This window comes from Pseudoalteromonas sp. XI10 (genome assembly GCF_001469895.1).
In the GTDB taxonomy this organism is placed as follows: domain Bacteria; phylum Pseudomonadota; class Gammaproteobacteria; order Enterobacterales; family Alteromonadaceae; genus Pseudoalteromonas.
In genome coordinates this window covers 17,955-33,751 of sequence record NZ_LOPY01000062.1, presented here as the reverse complement: position 1 = coordinate 33,751, position 15,797 = coordinate 17,955, and the positions used below count along the sequence as shown (strand labels likewise).

15 protein-coding genes are annotated in these 15,797 nt (G+C 42.1%); 9 read left to right on the top strand and 6 right to left on the bottom strand.

The genetic code is table 11. From position 1 onward, the window contains the following. Positions 1 to 28: 28 nt before the first annotated feature. Entirely contained in the window at positions 29 to 1,405 is a 1,377-nt protein-coding gene (locus AUR67_RS20035) for an NAD-dependent succinate-semialdehyde dehydrogenase (RefSeq protein ID WP_058586564.1), read from the bottom strand. A gap of 166 nt (positions 1,406 to 1,571) precedes the next feature. Here AUR67_RS20035 and AUR67_RS20030 point away from each other — a divergent pair, with 166 nt between their 5' ends. Genes AUR67_RS20030 through AUR67_RS20020 form a run of 3 tightly spaced genes read left to right on the top strand, consistent with a single transcriptional unit; the run spans position 1,572 to position 3,716 of the window. Then, a complete protein-coding gene (locus AUR67_RS20030) occupies positions 1,572 to 2,609 on the top strand; it encodes an NAD(P)H-dependent flavin oxidoreductase (RefSeq protein WP_058586563.1) in 1,038 nt (345 codons plus the stop codon). Further along, entirely contained in the window at positions 2,606 to 3,172 is a 567-nt protein-coding gene (locus AUR67_RS20025; RefSeq protein WP_058586562.1) for a Crp/Fnr family transcriptional regulator, read from the top strand. The genes AUR67_RS20030 and AUR67_RS20025 overlap by 4 nt, the downstream gene beginning before the upstream one ends. Before the next feature lie 49 nt (positions 3,173 to 3,221). After that, positions 3,222 to 3,716, top strand: a complete 495-nt coding sequence (locus AUR67_RS20020) for a YgjV family protein (protein ID WP_058586561.1) — start codon at positions 3,222 to 3,224, stop codon at positions 3,714 to 3,716. Positions 3,717 to 3,723: 7 nt separating this feature from the next. Here AUR67_RS20020 and AUR67_RS20015 read toward each other — a convergent pair whose 3' ends face one another. Both AUR67_RS20015 and AUR67_RS20010 read right to left on the bottom strand, forming a co-directional pair. Further along, positions 3,724 to 4,257: a cytochrome b gene (locus tag AUR67_RS20015; RefSeq protein ID WP_058586560.1), complete on the bottom strand. Its 534-nt coding sequence runs from the start codon at positions 4,255 to 4,257 to the stop codon at positions 3,724 to 3,726. 81 nt (positions 4,258 to 4,338) lie between these two features. Continuing rightward, positions 4,339 to 4,851 carry an NUDIX hydrolase gene (locus tag AUR67_RS20010; RefSeq protein WP_058586559.1) on the bottom strand — a complete coding sequence of 171 codons (513 nt, stop codon included), beginning with the start codon at positions 4,849 to 4,851 and terminating at the stop codon, positions 4,339 to 4,341. Between the two features lie 213 nt (positions 4,852 to 5,064). Here AUR67_RS20010 and AUR67_RS20005 point away from each other — a divergent pair, with 213 nt between their 5' ends. The 5 genes from AUR67_RS20005 to AUR67_RS19985 are packed head-to-tail and all read left to right on the top strand — an operon-like array spanning position 5,065 to position 10,605. Next, positions 5,065 to 6,405 (top strand): sigma-54-dependent transcriptional regulator, encoded by a 1,341-nt coding sequence (locus tag AUR67_RS20005; RefSeq protein ID WP_058586558.1) that lies wholly within the window; start codon positions 5,065 to 5,067, stop codon positions 6,403 to 6,405. Positions 6,406 to 6,415: 10 nt separating this feature from the next. Then, positions 6,416 to 6,625: a histidine kinase gene (locus AUR67_RS20000; protein ID WP_054562695.1), complete on the top strand. Its 210-nt coding sequence runs from the start codon at positions 6,416 to 6,418 to the stop codon at positions 6,623 to 6,625. A 22-nt stretch (positions 6,626 to 6,647) separates the two neighbouring features. Beyond that, positions 6,648 to 8,126, top strand: a complete 1,479-nt coding sequence (locus AUR67_RS19995) for a sensor histidine kinase (RefSeq protein WP_058586557.1) — start codon at positions 6,648 to 6,650, stop codon at positions 8,124 to 8,126. Continuing rightward, the gene (locus tag AUR67_RS19990; RefSeq protein WP_054562693.1) at positions 8,126 to 8,587 is read left to right on the top strand and encodes a response regulator; all 462 of its coding nucleotides are present in this window, start codon (positions 8,126 to 8,128) and stop codon (positions 8,585 to 8,587) included. Before AUR67_RS19995 ends, AUR67_RS19990 begins: the two co-directional genes overlap by 1 nt. 50 nt (positions 8,588 to 8,637) lie before the next feature. Then, a complete protein-coding gene (locus tag AUR67_RS19985; RefSeq protein ID WP_058586556.1) occupies positions 8,638 to 10,605 on the top strand; it encodes a response regulator in 1,968 nt (655 codons plus the stop codon). Here the strand turns inward: AUR67_RS19985 and AUR67_RS19980 are convergent. The 3 genes from AUR67_RS19980 to AUR67_RS19970 are packed head-to-tail and all read right to left on the bottom strand — an operon-like array spanning position 10,568 to position 14,296. Next, positions 10,568 to 11,590, bottom strand: a complete 1,023-nt coding sequence (locus tag AUR67_RS19980) for a LacI family DNA-binding transcriptional regulator (protein WP_058586555.1) — start codon at positions 11,588 to 11,590, stop codon at positions 10,568 to 10,570. The two genes, AUR67_RS19985 and AUR67_RS19980, sit on opposite strands and share 38 nt — an antisense overlap. A 30-nt stretch (positions 11,591 to 11,620) precedes the next feature. Continuing rightward, complete coding sequence (locus tag AUR67_RS19975; RefSeq protein WP_058586554.1) at positions 11,621 to 12,943, bottom strand: glycoside-pentoside-hexuronide (GPH):cation symporter; 1,323 nt, start codon at positions 12,941 to 12,943, stop codon at positions 11,621 to 11,623. A 24-nt stretch (positions 12,944 to 12,967) separates the two neighbouring features. Then, entirely contained in the window at positions 12,968 to 14,296 is a 1,329-nt protein-coding gene (locus AUR67_RS19970) for a GH1 family beta-glucosidase (RefSeq protein WP_058586553.1), read from the bottom strand. 229 nt (positions 14,297 to 14,525) lie between these two features. Here AUR67_RS19970 and AUR67_RS19965 point away from each other — a divergent pair, with 229 nt between their 5' ends. Continuing rightward, a complete protein-coding gene (locus AUR67_RS19965) occupies positions 14,526 to 15,794 on the top strand; it encodes a sugar MFS transporter (RefSeq protein WP_058586552.1) in 1,269 nt (422 codons plus the stop codon). Positions 15,795 to 15,797 lie beyond the last annotated feature (3 nt).

The following is a 15,797-nucleotide window of genomic DNA, read 5'->3' as shown; positions in this document are numbered from 1 at the left end:
AGGGCTCTAACGAGCCCTTTTTTTGTGGTTAGTCGTTGATCATAATGGTTTTGATATTAACAAATTCACGTAGCCCAAAGCCGCCGTGTTCACGGCCATAGCCACTGTCTTTTACACCACCAAATGGTAAGTTCGGCTGCGCAAGACCATAGCCATTAATATTAACCATGCCGGTATCAAAATGGTGCTTTGCAAGCTCAATGGCTGCTTGTTCGTCTTTTGAGAAAATACCGCCACCAAGACCATAGCGAGAGTCATTAGCAATTTGCATAGCCTCATCATTATCTTTTGCCCTTATAAGCGATGCTACAGGGCCAAATAATTCATCATCATAGGCGGGCATGCCCGGTTTAATGTTTTCAAGCAGAGTCGGGGTGTAATAAAAGCCTGTGTGCTCAGCAACTGTACCGCCGGTAACAATGTTCGCACCTGCATTTACTGAATCAGTCACTTGCTGATGAAGTTTATCGCGTAAATCTTTACGGGCCATTGGACCGAGCGTGGTTTTTTCATCATTCGGATCACCAAGAACAACTTGTTCAAATTGCTCTTTAATTAAGGCTTTAAAATCATCGTATAAAGCATCAACAACAATAAAGCGTTTTGCTGCAACACAGGTTTGCCCGTTATTGATCAAGCGCCCTTGTGTACATGCGGTAATCGCGGTATTTAAGTCAGCATCATCAAGTACAACATAGGCATCGTTACTGCCAAGCTCAAGTACGGTTTTCTTAACCTGTTTACCTGCAAGCTCAGCAACTTTTTTGCCTGTTTCGTCGCTACCAGTAAATGTCACGCCACGAATAGCTGAGTGCTCAATAAGTTTGCTTGCGGTTTTGCCGTCAATCAGTAGGTTTTTAAAGCAATAGTCATCAAAGCCAGCTTGAGTAAATAATTGCTCAATTTTTTCAGCCATGCCAAATACATTACCAGCATGTTTTAGCACCGTGGTATTACCCGCCATGATATTCGCGCAAGCATAGCGAATGACTTGATAAAGCGGGAAGTTCCAAGGTTGGATACCTAAAACGACACCGATTGGTTGGTAGCTAATAATTGCACGGCCGTCTTGCATATCACGGCTTTCATCAGCAAGCACTTGTGGCCCTTGCTCTGCGGTATAGCGACAAATTGCAGCGCAAAGCTCAACTTCTTGTAGGCCTTGTTGATATAACTTGCCCATTTCATCGGTCATCAATTGGGCTAATTCTTGTTGATTAGACTCAATTACTTGTGCAAGTTGATTAAGTAATTTAGCGCGCTGCTCATGGGATGTGGTGCGCCACTTTAAAAAAGCTTGATGACATTGGTCAACTTCACTCTGTGCTTGTTGCAATGACAATAAATTATACGTATTTAAGGTTTGCTCATTGGCTGGATTGATTGTAGTAACAGTATCAGTCATCATTATCTCCTTACAAAATTGTAGGAAAAGGTTTGCAAGGCTAATACCTATTTTTCGCTGCTCTAGCTATCTGATTTAGTTGAATTTTATTTTGTTTTGATTTTAGCTAGGCACTCTTTTTTCTGTAAAAACTGCAACAGGCTGCAAAACTTACAAGGAATACGTAATGACAAATTCTGTGTTAAATACCGAACTTGCGATTATTCAAGCGCCGATGGCGGGTGTGCAAAACGCCAAACTGACAGTGGCTGTGTGTGAAGCTGGGGGGCTTGGTTCGTTGCCCTGCGCTATGCTTTCGGCTGAGCAGCTTGCCTCAGAGCTTGATTACATTAGTCAGCATACTGATAAGCCGTATAACCTTAATTTCTTTTGTCATCAAACACCTGACTATACATTGGCTCAGCAAACTTCATGGCATAATGTACTTGAGCCTTATTTTGATGAGTTTGCTGTCGATGCCTCACAATTTACCCGCAACGCTTCGCGCCAGCCAATTAATCAGCAAGTGATCGATATTATCGCGCCTTATAAGCCTGCCGTTGTGAGCTTTCACTTTGGTCTGCCAAGTAAAGAGATTGTTTCTCAGATTAAAGCGTGGGGCGGGGCTGTTCTTTCATCAGCCACAACGTTAGATGAAGCGCGCTGGTTACAAGCAAATGGTGCCGATGCGGTTATTGCACAAGGGATTGAAGCAGGCGGCCACCGCGGCCATTTTTTATCGATGGATTTATCGCTGCAACCAACCACAGCGCAATTAGTGCGAGAGTGTGTAGAGCTTGAAATACCGGTTATTGCAGCGGGTGGAATTTGTACAGCTGAAGATGTAGCTCAGTACCAAGCATTAGGTGTATCTGCTGTGCAGGTGGGGAGCGCTTATTTACTTTGCGAAGAAGCGACAACAAGTGCTTTACACCGTGAAGTGTTAAAAACGGCTGAGCCAGACTCAACAGAATTGACAACCTTATTCTCTGGCCGACCGGCCCGAGGAATACGCAACAGAGTGATGCAAGAATTAGGGGCGATGCCAGAGCAGGCGCCGCCTTTTCCGTATGCGTCGATTGCAATGACCGCATTACGTGCAAAAGCAGAGGCTAAAGGCGACAGTGGTTTTTCACCGCTTTGGTGTGGTGAGCGCTTTGTGGCTCGAGAAGGGATTAACGCCCAGCAAATTACTGAACTACTAATGCAAGGTTGGCAACCTTGACAGATACCCAGTTACTTCCACTTGGTGATAGTTACCATCAACTAGCCTGTGAATTTCGTAACAAGCTTGCTGGGCAATGCGCCATAAAGCGTTACGCTAAAGGCGATGTTTTATTGCAGCAAGGCGACGAACAAGATGCAGGTTACTTAATTATATCTGGGGTGCTTGGGGCATTGCATGCATCCTCACAGGGTGTGCAAAAGTGTAAAGAGTTTTACTTTCAAGATGAATTTGCACTTCTTTATGGTAACTGGTTAACTAAAACCCCAGCGCTTTATCAGCTAAAAGTAATACGTGATGCTGAGCTCATTAAAGTGCCTTTGGCTTTACTTGATAGTGCCGACTGGCAAGCAATAAAACATCAGTTAATTTGTCAGCAATTATTGTTTAAAGAAGCAAAAGAAGCGTTTTTATTACTGAATACCCCTGAGCAGCGTTACCAATATTTACTAGAACAAAAGCCGCATTGGCTTGAACAACTGAGTTTAAACGAGGTTGCAATGTATTTAGGGATCTCTGCGATTTCTTTATCGCGAATTAGACGGCGTCTTAACTTAAGTTAAGGCGCAGCAAAATAGTGAACATTACACTGCTGATTTTTCAGGAGTCGTTATGTTTATTTTATCTCAGTGCTTAGTTGCCATTGCCACATTACTCGATTTGGCTTCATTTCAGTTTAAACAAAGGCAGGCAATTTTAGCTTGTTTGTTTAGCTCGGTTTTACTGACATCTGTGCACTTTATGCTGCTCGATAACTTTAGTGCAGCAAGCTTAATGCTGATTGCAGCACTACGTTATGGCTATTGTATTTTTGCCCGCAAAACCTGGGTGATGATAGCTTTTATGCTTTTGAGTATTAGCGCAGTACTATTTACTTGGCAAAGCTGGGTTAGCTTTATCGCGCTGTCGGCAACGTTACTGCAAACTTATGCTTCATTCCAAGGCAAAGATTTTACCTTACGCATACTGATGATTGTTGGCACGATTGGTTGGATAGTCCATAACATCTTGGTTTTTTCACCATTGGCAGTGCTTATGGAAACGGTATTTTTAATAAGTAACTTAGTGGGCTTATGGCGCTTTTATGCTCACCCTAAGCCCGCTTAAATTTGATTTAAGACTTACCTAGCATACGGCTCAGCATGCCATCTTTGTCAACAAACTGGTGTTTAAGTGCTGCGGCTATATGTAATGCTAAAATCACCACGATAATAAGCACTGAACTGTGATGCACAAAGCTGCCTGCATCAGCAAGCCAAGGTGTTTTCTCTGGTGCGCTTAATAATTCAAACTCAAAAAAGCTAATTGCACGACCACCCGCATAGCTCATGATAAAACCAGATAACGGCATAGCTAGAGTTGCAAGTAATAATAAGCCATGAGTGAGGTGAGCAATCGCTGTTTGCCATTTAGGCATTGCAGATGTCGCGGGTAATGCACCTTCTTTAATACGCCAAATAAGCCTTGCAATGGCAAAAACTAATACCACTAAGCCCATTGATTTATGCCAACCCATATAAGTAAATTTAGCGGGTGGCTCGGCAAAATCAGCAACATAAATGCCCATCGCGAATACGCCGATAAACAAAATGGCAACGGTCCAATGTAAAAGGATGGTTAGCTTTGAAAGGGGGGCTACTTTACTCATGGTTTACTCTCATAATTGGTTTTAACTATAAATATAGACTGCCACAATATCTGATGGTTGCGTAAAGTAATGTAAAGTAACTTAAAGAGTGTCAGCAATGAGCTTTAATAAAAAGGTTTCGCGCTGAATCGATAGGCCCTGTTTTTCACTCATTGCCATGGTGGTTTCGTTGTGTGCGATGGCATCAAAAATATTCACCCACTTAGGGTGCATGCCATTTTGCACTTCGTAATGCTCCATTTTCGGGTCTGCAAATTCATCGCTAATTTCACAGAAGTAGCAATAGGATTTGATATGAACACAATCAAAGTCATCTTTATACCAAGGCCTGATTTCTTCGTATAATCCTAATGGCTGCTTTATTTGTATTTGTAGTGCACCCGTTTCTTCATGTAGTTCTCGTAAGAGCCCTTGCTCAATGCTTTCGCCTTCATCAACGCCACCGCCAGGTAGGCTATAGTCATCATAACGGGCGGTATATAAAAGTAGTATTTGTTCACCTTTTAAAACAATGGCGCGGGCAGTATGACGAATGAACACCGTGCCATAGTCATCACTTAAACTTGGGTGAATTACTTTTCTTAATAACTTCATAGGATTACAACTCTAAATTAATGCAAGTACAGCTTAGCTTAATATTGAACGCGCCATAATAACCTTTTTTCTAAATTTAATTCATTTTACTTACCCCAAATTGAAACTAATAAGGTAATATAATTGAAATTAAGAACTATTTAGGTATCTAACGTTTAGTTTTATTTTCGAAAAACTTTGCGTAGAATGATAGAAAAAGCTTAGGAAATGAATATGTTGAACGTACTTTTAGTCGATGATGACAGTGAATTTAGCGATGTAGTTTGTCATATAGTTGAGTTCCTAGGGCATAATATAAATACCGCAGCAAACTTGGCAGAAGCGGAGCAATGGTTTGAAAACAACACATTTGATCATGTCTTTTTAGATTTCATGCTGCCAGATGGCAGCGGCCTGCATTTACTAGAGCATTTAAAAGCAATCGGTCAATCGCCTCGTGTTACGTTAATTTCAGGGCACCCTTCAGTAAAAGGTAAGCTGGCAGAAATGTGTGAGCCTAATGTAGGCCACCTAGTTAAACCACTGCAACGCGAAGACATTGAACGTGTACTCAACCCGAAAAAAGCAGCCCCTAAGAAAAAATCAACGCCAGCAATAAAACGCCATTTTGGTACTCTAATTGGTGAATCTGAAGTCATGCAAAAGCTTTATACTATGATTGAGCGTGTTGCAGCCACTTCTGCCAATGTAATGTTGATGGGTGAAAGTGGTGCCGGTAAAGAAGTAGTGGCGCAGGCGATTCATAATGCGACTGAGTGTGATGGTCCGTTAGTGGCAACCAACTGTGGTGCATTTTCAAAAGAGCTGATTGGTAGCGAGCTTTTTGGTCATGAAAAGGGCGCGTTTACAGGGGCTATTGCGCGCAAAGAGGGAGTGTTTGAGCAAGCTGCTGGTGGTACTTTGTTTTTAGATGAAGTAACTGAAATGCCAATTGATATGCAGCCAAACTTACTACGTGTACTTGAAAGCAAAAAAGTAACCCGAGTGGGTGGCACAAAAGAGCAAGCAGTAAATTGCCGTGTTATTTCTGCAACCAACCGCACCTTGACTGACCTTGCGCAAAACAATGTTATACGTGAAGACATTTACTTTCGTTTAGCGGTATTCCCCATTGATATTCCACCACTTCGTGAGCGAAAAGAAGATATTCCACTGCTTGCAAATGCCTTTTTAGAGCAACTCAATGAAGAAAACGGCACTGACTTTAAATGGCAAGCAGCACAAATCAAAGAGCTTGAAGCCCATGATTGGCCAGGTAACGTACGTGAACTTCGTCACGCTATTCACCGCGCCTTTATTATGAGTGACCCTAAAGGCACAGCTATTACTTTACCTGAATCGCTAGAGTCGCCATTTTCTAAAGTGAATAAAGAGAGCCAAGCAAACCAAGTTGTTGCAGGGCAAACCATTGAAGAAGTTGAAAAAGAATTGATCCACGCTACTTTAGATAAAGTACAAGGTAACAAGACGATTGCAGCACAAATGCTGGGGATCAGTACGAAAACACTTTATAACCGTTTAAATGCTTATGGAGGCATTGGCGAATACAAATAAAAGGATAGCTATGAATAATAACGAGTCTTTACGAAAAATGGTGCACGATGCCCGTGCGCCGCTGAACCGTATTTCAATGAATGCAGAGTTAGTTAAGCTCGTATTAGAAAATGATATGCCAAAACAAAAAGCATTAGAGGCATTAAATAAAATAATAGCTAATTGTCAGCAGTGTAGTGAGCACTTACAAGAAATAAGTGACACTCACGCTGCAGATTAAGCGCTCATAGATTAGGAAGCAAATGCAAAAACAAAAAGGAAAGATAGCGGTCAATTGGGCAGGCTTTATAGCCGTGGTGCTCTGTATCGTGGTGGCTAATGCGTTTTTAGCTCTTAATAGCATTCGCTCACTCACCGAAACACAAAGTAGTCTTGATAACACCAATTCACTGAATACTGCGATAGAGCGACTACACTTGTCTGTAGTTCAAGCCGAGTCAGGCCAGCGTGGTTATTTACTTAGTGACCGAGAAGATTATTTATTGCCTTACAATGATGCAATTGCTTCAATGCAGGCGCAGATCATGCTTGTTAAAAGTTTGCACTCAGAAATTGAAGGGCAAGCAGACCGCATTGCTCGTTTAATACATTTGGTAAACGACAAAGTGGCGGTAATGACTAAAACAACCGACCTGGCCCTTGCAAATAAAGACGTTAAAGCTCGCCGCTTGTTACTAACAGACCAAGGTCGCGATCTATATAAAGAAATCCGTGAAGCAGTTGATGAAATACAAATGCGAGAGCTTAACTTTAAGATAGATCAGTTCGCAAAGCTCTCGCAAATCAAAGATGATGCTAAGCTAACATTTGCCATTACGTCAGTGACTAGTGCCTTATTGATTATAGGTATGTTTGTATTAACACGTATCAACACACGCAACCAAGCTAAGTACAGAGCTGAGCTTGAAAACCAAAACGAGAACCTAGCGGCAAAAGTTGCAGAACGTACGCAAGAGCTAACTATCTATTCTGATGAGCTAAGCCGCTCAAACAGAGAGCTTGAAGACTTTGCTTTTGTTGCAAGCCATGATTTACAAGAGCCACTGCGTAAGATCCAAGCCTTCAGTGACCGCCTTGAAAAGATGTTTAAAGATGAGCTAGGTGAAAAAGGTATCGACTATATTAGCCGAATGAAAAATGCGGCGCAGCGTATGTCTAATTTAATCAATGACCTGCTTGAGTTCTCACGCGTAACCACCCGTGGTAAAGATTTTACTGATACTGATTTAAATGAAGTTGTTGCAGAAGTTCTTGATGATCTTGAAATTGCGATAAAAGAATCTGAAACCACAGTTAATCTTGATACTTTACCGCATATTCAAGCCGATCCAAGCCAAATGCTGCAATTGTTCTTAAATATTCTTTCTAATGCGGTGAAGTTTAGACGTGAAAATGTTGCGCCTGTAATTGATATTACATACCAGCGAACGTCAGAATTTAGCGAAACTCACAATAGCGATGTGGAGTGGGAAGTTATTACCATTTCAGATAACGGCATTGGCTTTTCTGAAGAGTATCTTGAAAAAATATTTGTTCCGTTTCAGCGACTGCATGGTCGTTCTCAATATAAAGGCACAGGCATAGGCTTATCGGTTTGTCGTCGTATTGTTGAGCGCCATGGCGGAGAAATAACTGCAAGCAGTCGCGTTGGTGAGGGTGCAAGCTTCACCCTTAAATTACCCGTGGAAACATCGCTTTTCACATTACAAGGAGAGGCGTAATGCCACTTAATAAAGTTAAACCAATTACCATTTTAATGGCAGATGACGACGAAGATGATCGTTTATTAACCCAAGATGCATTGGCCGAAAGCCGTGTATTGAACGAGCTGTTTTTTGTTGAAGACGGTGTAGAGTTGCTTGAATACCTTGAGCGTAAAGGCAAATTTAGTGAAAAAGAAAATTCGCCTCGTCCGGGTTTGATTTTACTCGATTTAAATATGCCGCGTATGGATGGCCGAGAAGCTTTACAAGCCATCAAAGCCAACCCTAACTTAAAGGGGATTCCGGTTGTGATTTTAACCACATCAAAACAAGAAGAAGATATGGTTAAAGGCTACGACTTGGGCGCTGCATCATACATCACTAAACCGGTTACTTTTGAAGGTTTAGTTGAGTTAATGCAAACACTAGGGAAATACTGGGTAGAGTTTGTAGAGCTACCACCCTCACAGAACGATTAATACCAATTAGCAATAATAATTGATTAAGCAAACGGGTATAAGGAATAAGAATGTTAGATAAGGTAACCCGATTACTCTTAGTAGAAGACGACGAAGACGATTATATTCTTACTTGCGACTACCTAGACCAATTAGGTTCCCATACATTCGATGTTGAGTGGTTAAGTTGCCCCGAAGAGGCCATTAGTGAGCTTAGCGAAAACAAGCATGATATTTGTTTGTTAGATTATCGTTTAGGCGCATCAGATGGCCTCGAAGTACTAAAACGGGCCGTGGCAAATGGCTTTCGCGGCCCGATTATCATGCTAACCGGGCAATCAGATGAAGCTCTCGATTCTGCAGCGCTCGATGCCGGTGCGGTTGATTATCTGGTTAAGAGCGAGATGAACTCTAGCCGCTTTGCCCGTGCTATACGCTACGCTTTAGCTCGCCGAGATGTTGAAGATGAGCGTGTTGAGCGTTTAAAAGCAGAAGCAGAAAACCGCTCTAAAGACCGCTTTTTAGCTCATTTGAGTCATGAGTTACGCACACCTCTGTCTTCTATCTTGGGTTACACAGAGTTACTCATGCAAAGTGATAAAAATCAGCATGCTCAAAATGAGTTGGGCGTGATTTACCGAAATGGTAAACACTTACTGAGTTTGCTTAATGATGTGCTTGACCTATCAAAGATTGCTGCCGATAAACTTGAGCTCAATTGCAGTGATGTTAACTTAGATAGTCTAATGGCTGACGTTTATACCTTAATGCGCGTCTCAGCGCTTGATAAAGGCTTAACTCTTAAATTTGAGTCGCAGCAAGCTCTGCCTTTAGTTATAAACACAGACGCTACACGTTTACGCCAAATCCTCATTAACATCATCAACAACGCAATCAAGTTTACCAACCAAGGCGAGATCACAGTGCGTGCTTGGACTGCATGGGTTAATGAACGAGAAATGCTGTTTTTTAGTATTAAAGACACTGGCCTTGGTATTCCAGCTGAAAAACAAGCACTGATTTTTAAACCATTTGAACAAATTGCTGATGTAGAATCACGAGATGTCGGTGGAGCGGGGCTTGGCCTTGCTATTTGTTCAGAGTTGCTTAGTCGTATGCAAGGCTCTATTGAACTTGAGTCAACTCAAGGCGTGGGCTCTGAATTTACCCTTTCGATTTACCCTGGCAATATTCGAGAAATTGAACGCCAAGTGCTGCGCTTTGATTCAAATCCAGATTGCCAGCAAAAACTAGCAATGTTAAAAACCACTGGACGAGTATTAGTGGTCGACGATTTAAAAGATTTACGTAATCTCGTTGGTCACATGATTACCAGCACTGGCGCAGAAGTGGATTATGCAGAACACGGTAAACAAGCAATTGAAAAAGTAGCCAGTGCAGAGCAAGAGGGTAAGCCTTTTGATATTGTATTTATTGATTTGCATATGCCGGTTATGGGCGGTAAAGAAGCCACTATAGAGCTTCGTAAAATGGGTTATCAAGGACCAATCATCGCGCTTACCGCCGCCACCATGAAAGGGGTGAAAACTGAGTTAAGTGCGCTTGGCTTTAACGATATGATTGCAAAACCGGTTGATTCTGGGTTGCTTTACCAAGTGCTCAATCATTACATTTGCGAAGGCAATACAGAACCTGTCGTTGAGCAAGACGACAGCCCTGAAGTGACCTTACAGAGTACGCGCTATTTATTGGTTGAGGACGACGGTGATGCAGCGCAAATCACTCAATTATTGCTTGAAAGTTTAGGTGTTGAAACTGTTATAGCACCAAGTTGTGCTGCGTGTCTTGCGACACTGAGTGACGATCAAAATTTTGCTAAAGTGTTACTTGATATGCACTTGCCGGATGGCGAAGGGCTTGATTTAGCTCGCGAAATTAAACAGCGCCACCCTGACTTAAATCTAGTCATTGTTAGTGGCGCAGAGCCAGAGCCTGAAAAAATTGAACAACTTGAGATTGAACAAGTGCTATTAAAGCCAATTAACCTTGGCTTGTTATCTGAGCTGATTGGCGGCTAATTGAATGTCTAACTATCAGCTCCGGTTCAAATAGCGTTTGTAGTGGTGGGGTTTGTTTTTGATAAACATGATTTAACACCCAATCTGCTGCCATGCGACCCATCTCATCTATTGGGTAATTAACGGTGCTCAATTGTGGGTAAACGTGACGGGTGAAAAACACGTTATCGTAACCCATAATCGACAATTGCTTAGGTAAAGTTAACCCTAAATCTCTCGCGCTAGCCATGGCACCCACAGCCATTTCATCATTGGCACAGATAAGCGCAGTGAATGGGTGTGTTTGTTGATGCAGCGATTTTAAACCTTCGTAACCACTCGCTTCCATGAAATCACCTTGGAATAATAGGTTTTCATCAAACTCAAGGTTAAACTCAGCAAGAGCCTGTTTATGACCTTCTAAGCGGTCTTTAGCATCTCGTTTCCATAGCGGCCCGCTGATGTAGGCAATATCTTTATGACCTTGTTCTAAAACATGCTTAGCAGCTAAGTAACCACCTTTAATATTGTTAAGTAAAATACAGCGATCACTGAGTTCGCTGATATAGCGGTTGATCAATACAAACGGGGTACGGCCTTTACTGAGCTTAATAAGGTAGTCGTCGCTGACCGCTTCAACATGTAAAATAAGGCCATCGCAGTTACGGCTTATTAAAAATTCAATCCCTTGTTTTTCGCGTTCTTCATCACTGTGACCCGCAGCAATAATCAGGTGTTTGCCTTGGTTACGAAACGTATTTTCAATGCCACTCATCATAGGCCCGTAAAACGGACCTTGTAATTCAGAGACCAGTAAGCCAACACTGTTCGAGCAATTTGATGCCAATGATTGAGCAATTGAGTTAGGTCTATAGCCAAGCTCATCCATTGCGGCAGTGACCTTTTTACGAGTAGCATCACTGACATTTGCATTGTTGTTCATTACTCGTGAAACGGTTGCAAGAGAAACACCTGCTAGTTTCGACACCTCGTAAATGGTGGCCATATTATTCCTTTTTAAACAAAATTATGGATGCTACTTTAACGATAAATCGGCACTGATCTGCTCAACCGTTTGGTTATCCAGAATATACCTTTTCATTATAAAAGCGACAAGCATACTACCTATTGCTGGGTAAAGGGTAAACGAAATTAAGATACCTGAAAGCGTATGTTCGCTTAATTCTGTATTAGCTTCATAGCCATAAAATGCCAGTAACCAACCTGCAATGGCACCGCCAAGGGCTAGACCAAGCTTAATAAAAAAGACCACGCTTGCGTAGACTAGGCCTGTAAGCCTTTCACCAGTTTTCCACTGTCCGTAATCTATGGTGTCGGCCATTTTTGCCCACAGTAGCGGGGTTGCCATTTGCGTGAAGAAACACCATAAAAAGTAAACGGCAAAGGCAAGTATCAGTTGTTCGCCCGGCAACCAAAATGCCACGCAACTAATTGCTGCAGAGATATATTGCAAACGAATATAGGCAGTTTTCTTATCAACGCGTTTACTAAGAGGGTTTGCACAGGCGCAGCCCAGAACATTACCTATCATGCCGATGGTAACAAAGTAGGTGACCAGCTCTGCTTCACCAAGCACATATTTTACATAGTAAATGGCAAGGGTAGTGCGTAGTACCATACTGGTTAACAACATAAATGCAGCAAAGCACAACACTTTAAATGGGCCATTTTGCCATAACGTGTTCATGCGGGTTTTCCAGCTCAACGATGAGCTGTTCTGAGCTACAACGCGCTCTTTGGTAAAGCGAAAACAAATCAAAAACAAGATCACACCAAAGCCACTCATTAAAGCCATAGTGAGTTGGTAGCCGGTAGCGTTATCACCTTTTCCTAGCCAGTTTACCAAAGGTAAAGTGCAGGCACTGACAATTAAGCCGCCCAGCATACCAAATACAAATCGGTAAGATTGAATGGATACTCGCTCTTTAGGATCGCCACTTAATACTCCCCCTAATGCTGAGTAAGGAATATTAATAGCGGTATAAACCAGCATTAGCAAAGTGTAAGTGACAAATGCGTAAATGACTTTACCTGATTCTGGTAGGTCTGGTGTGGTGAAGGTGATCATACTGATCACCCCAAATGGTAAGGCGAGCCAGAGCAAGTAGGGGCGATAGCTTCCCCACTTAGTGCGGGTCGAATCGGTTAAAGCCCCCATTAGTGGATCGGTAACTGCGTCTACGAATCTCACCACCAAAAACAAGGTGCCAACAATAGCGGGTGAAATACCAAAGATATCAGTATAGAAAAAAGTTAAAAATAACATCACCGTTTGAAAGATGATATTACTTGCTGTGTCGCCTAATCCGTAGGCTATTTTTTCTCTTTTTGTCAGCATGTGTGTTCTCTATTGTTGTTATTTTTATCGCTGTTTGAGTAGCGCGCGATATTGTTTTGCGCTTTCTTTTAAAATGCGTTGTTGGTTTTGATAATCAATATAAACTAAGCCAAAGCGCTTTTCGTAGCCATACGCCCATTCAAAGTTGTCCATTAAGCTCCACGCAAAGTAGCCTTGAATATCGACGCCTTGGCGAATTGCATCACACACTGCATTTAAATGAGTGTGGTAATAATCTACCCGCTCGATGTCGTTCACTTCACCATTTTCTAACGTGTCGGCCATGGCAGCGCCATTTTCGGTGATGTACATTTTTGGTAAGTCATATTGCTGGTGCAATGATACCAAAAGCTCAGTTAAACCTTGTGGGTAAACTTCCCAGCCCATATCGGTAACACGAACATCTGTAAGGTTTGCTTCTTCAAACCAGTTATCAGCGGTATTTTTGTAGTGTATGCGGGTATAGTAGTTAACGCCAATAAAGTCGACGTCTTGGCTTATAATTGCCATATCGCCAGCAATAACAGTTGGCTTAACTTCATCAGCTAAATCATTAAATAAAGATGGATAAGCGCCTTCTAAAACCGCTTTGATATACCATTGGTTGTGATATTGATCAGCAAGCTCAGCGGCTTTTTTATCATCGGCGGTTAATGGATAGGTCGGGCTGAAGTTTAATACGATACCTGCTTCTGTATCTGGGCAGTTTTTACGTAATACTTGCATAGCAAGACCATGGGCAAGCAGTAAGTGGTGCGCAGCTTGTCGGCCAGCTTGTTGCGATTTTATACCAGGTGCATGTACACCCACTTCATAACCTAAGTAGGCACTACAAAATGGCTCGTTCAAGGTTGCAAAAGAATCAACCAAATGGCCAAGGTGCTGAGTAACAAGTTCGGCATAGTCTTTAAATTTATAGGCTGTCTCGCGATTTAACCAACCGCCATTATCTTCAAGGTATTGCGGTAAATCCCAGTGATATAAGGTGACGTAGGTCTTAATGTTGCGTGCTTTTAGGGCCGATAATAGCTGAGTGTAAAATGCTATACCTTGCTCGTTAACTGAGCCATCTTGTAGCATGACTCTCGGCCAAGAAATAGATAAGCGGTAAGCATCGACAGCCAAATCAGCAATCATCTCGATATCTTGCTGCCATCGTGCAACATGATCACAAGCTACATCGCCATGACTGTTATCTGCAATGGTGCCAAGCTTTTCGCAAAATGTATCCCAAATACAATCGAGGCGCTTATCGCGTGCCCCTTCAATCTGAAATGAGGCTGTTGCCACCCCAAAAGTGAATTCGGGCTTGAGCAAAGCCGAATCAGGTAACAGTGAAATTGATTTATACACAGTTAATACTCGTCCTTCGGGTTAGTGTAAGGCTTGAATATTTAGAGCTATGACTCCACTGTAAGCGCTTACATTTTTTCTGTAAATAAATTGCTAAATATGATTTATATGTTATAAATGTAAGCGCTTACATTTAATGTTGCAACATATTTCGCTATTGGTTGTTAGTGATTAAGTACCAGAGTTTGCTGTAACAAACTGATAAATATAATTAACTAGAGAAAAAATTATGGCTCATGTATCAACTCCTGTTTCGGCTGCAGCAGGCCAAGCAGATATGCCAAAGCAGCACTTTGCGCTGGCATCATTGACCACATTATTTTTTATGTGGGGGTTCATCACTTGTCTTAATGACATATTAATCCCTTACTTAAAAGGAATGTTTTCACTTAACTATACGCAGGCTATGCTCATTCAGTTTTGCTTCTTTGGTGCGTATTTTGTGATGTCGATTCCGGCAGGTAAGTTGGTCAGTCGTATTGGTTACCAGTTTGGTATTGTCGTTGGCTTAGTGGTTGCGGCCGTCGGTTGTGCGCTGTTTTACCCAGCTGCGGTTGCTCATGTGTATGAGTTATTCTTACTTGCCTTGTTTGTACTGGCCTCGGGCATCACTATTTTACAAGTATCTGCCAACCCTTATGTAAGTGTTCTTGGTCCACAAAAAACAGCATCTTCGCGTTTGACTATGACACAAGCGTTTAATTCTTTAGGAACAACAGTCGCGCCAATTTTTGGTGGTTGGTTAATTCTATCTGAAATTAGCCAAGCAACGGCAGAAGAAGTGAAGCTTCCTTATTTAATGTTATCGTTAAGCTTGTTGGTACTTGCGGTTATCTTTGCATTTTTAAAACTGCCAAAGCTAGGTAAAGAAAGTGATAGCGAAGCGGCACATCAAGACTTAGAAGACTTTGTTGACTTAGGCAGTGTTTGGCGTTACCGCCACCTTATCCTAGGTGCTGTAGGTATTTTTGTGTATGTAGGCGCAGAGGTAGCGATTGGCAGCTTCTTAGTAGGCTTTTTGACCCTAGATAACATTGCTGGTTTACCAGAAAATGAAGCCGCGCATTATATTAGCTACTATTTTGCTGGTGCTATGGTTGGCCGTTTCATTGGTGCTGCTGTAATGCAAAAGTTTAATGCCGGTAAGGTACTAGCCTGCCATGGCTTATTAGCTGTATTGCTGGTAATTATTGCCATGACAGGTGAGGGTAGCCTTGCTATGTGGGCAATTTTACTAGTGGGGTTATGTAACTCGATTATGTTCCCAACGATTTTCAGTCTTGCTCTACACGGCCTTGGTAAATATACCTCTAAAGGCTCAGGCATTTTATGTTTAGCGATTGTAGGTGGTGCGATTATTCCATTACTACAAGGTGTGTTAGCAGATTCTATTGGCGTGCAAATGGCGTTGTTTTTACCTATCGCATGTTATTTATACATTACTTACTTTGCGCTGGTTGGCTCAAAAGTATCGACTCAGACTCAGCAATCTTCATAGGTG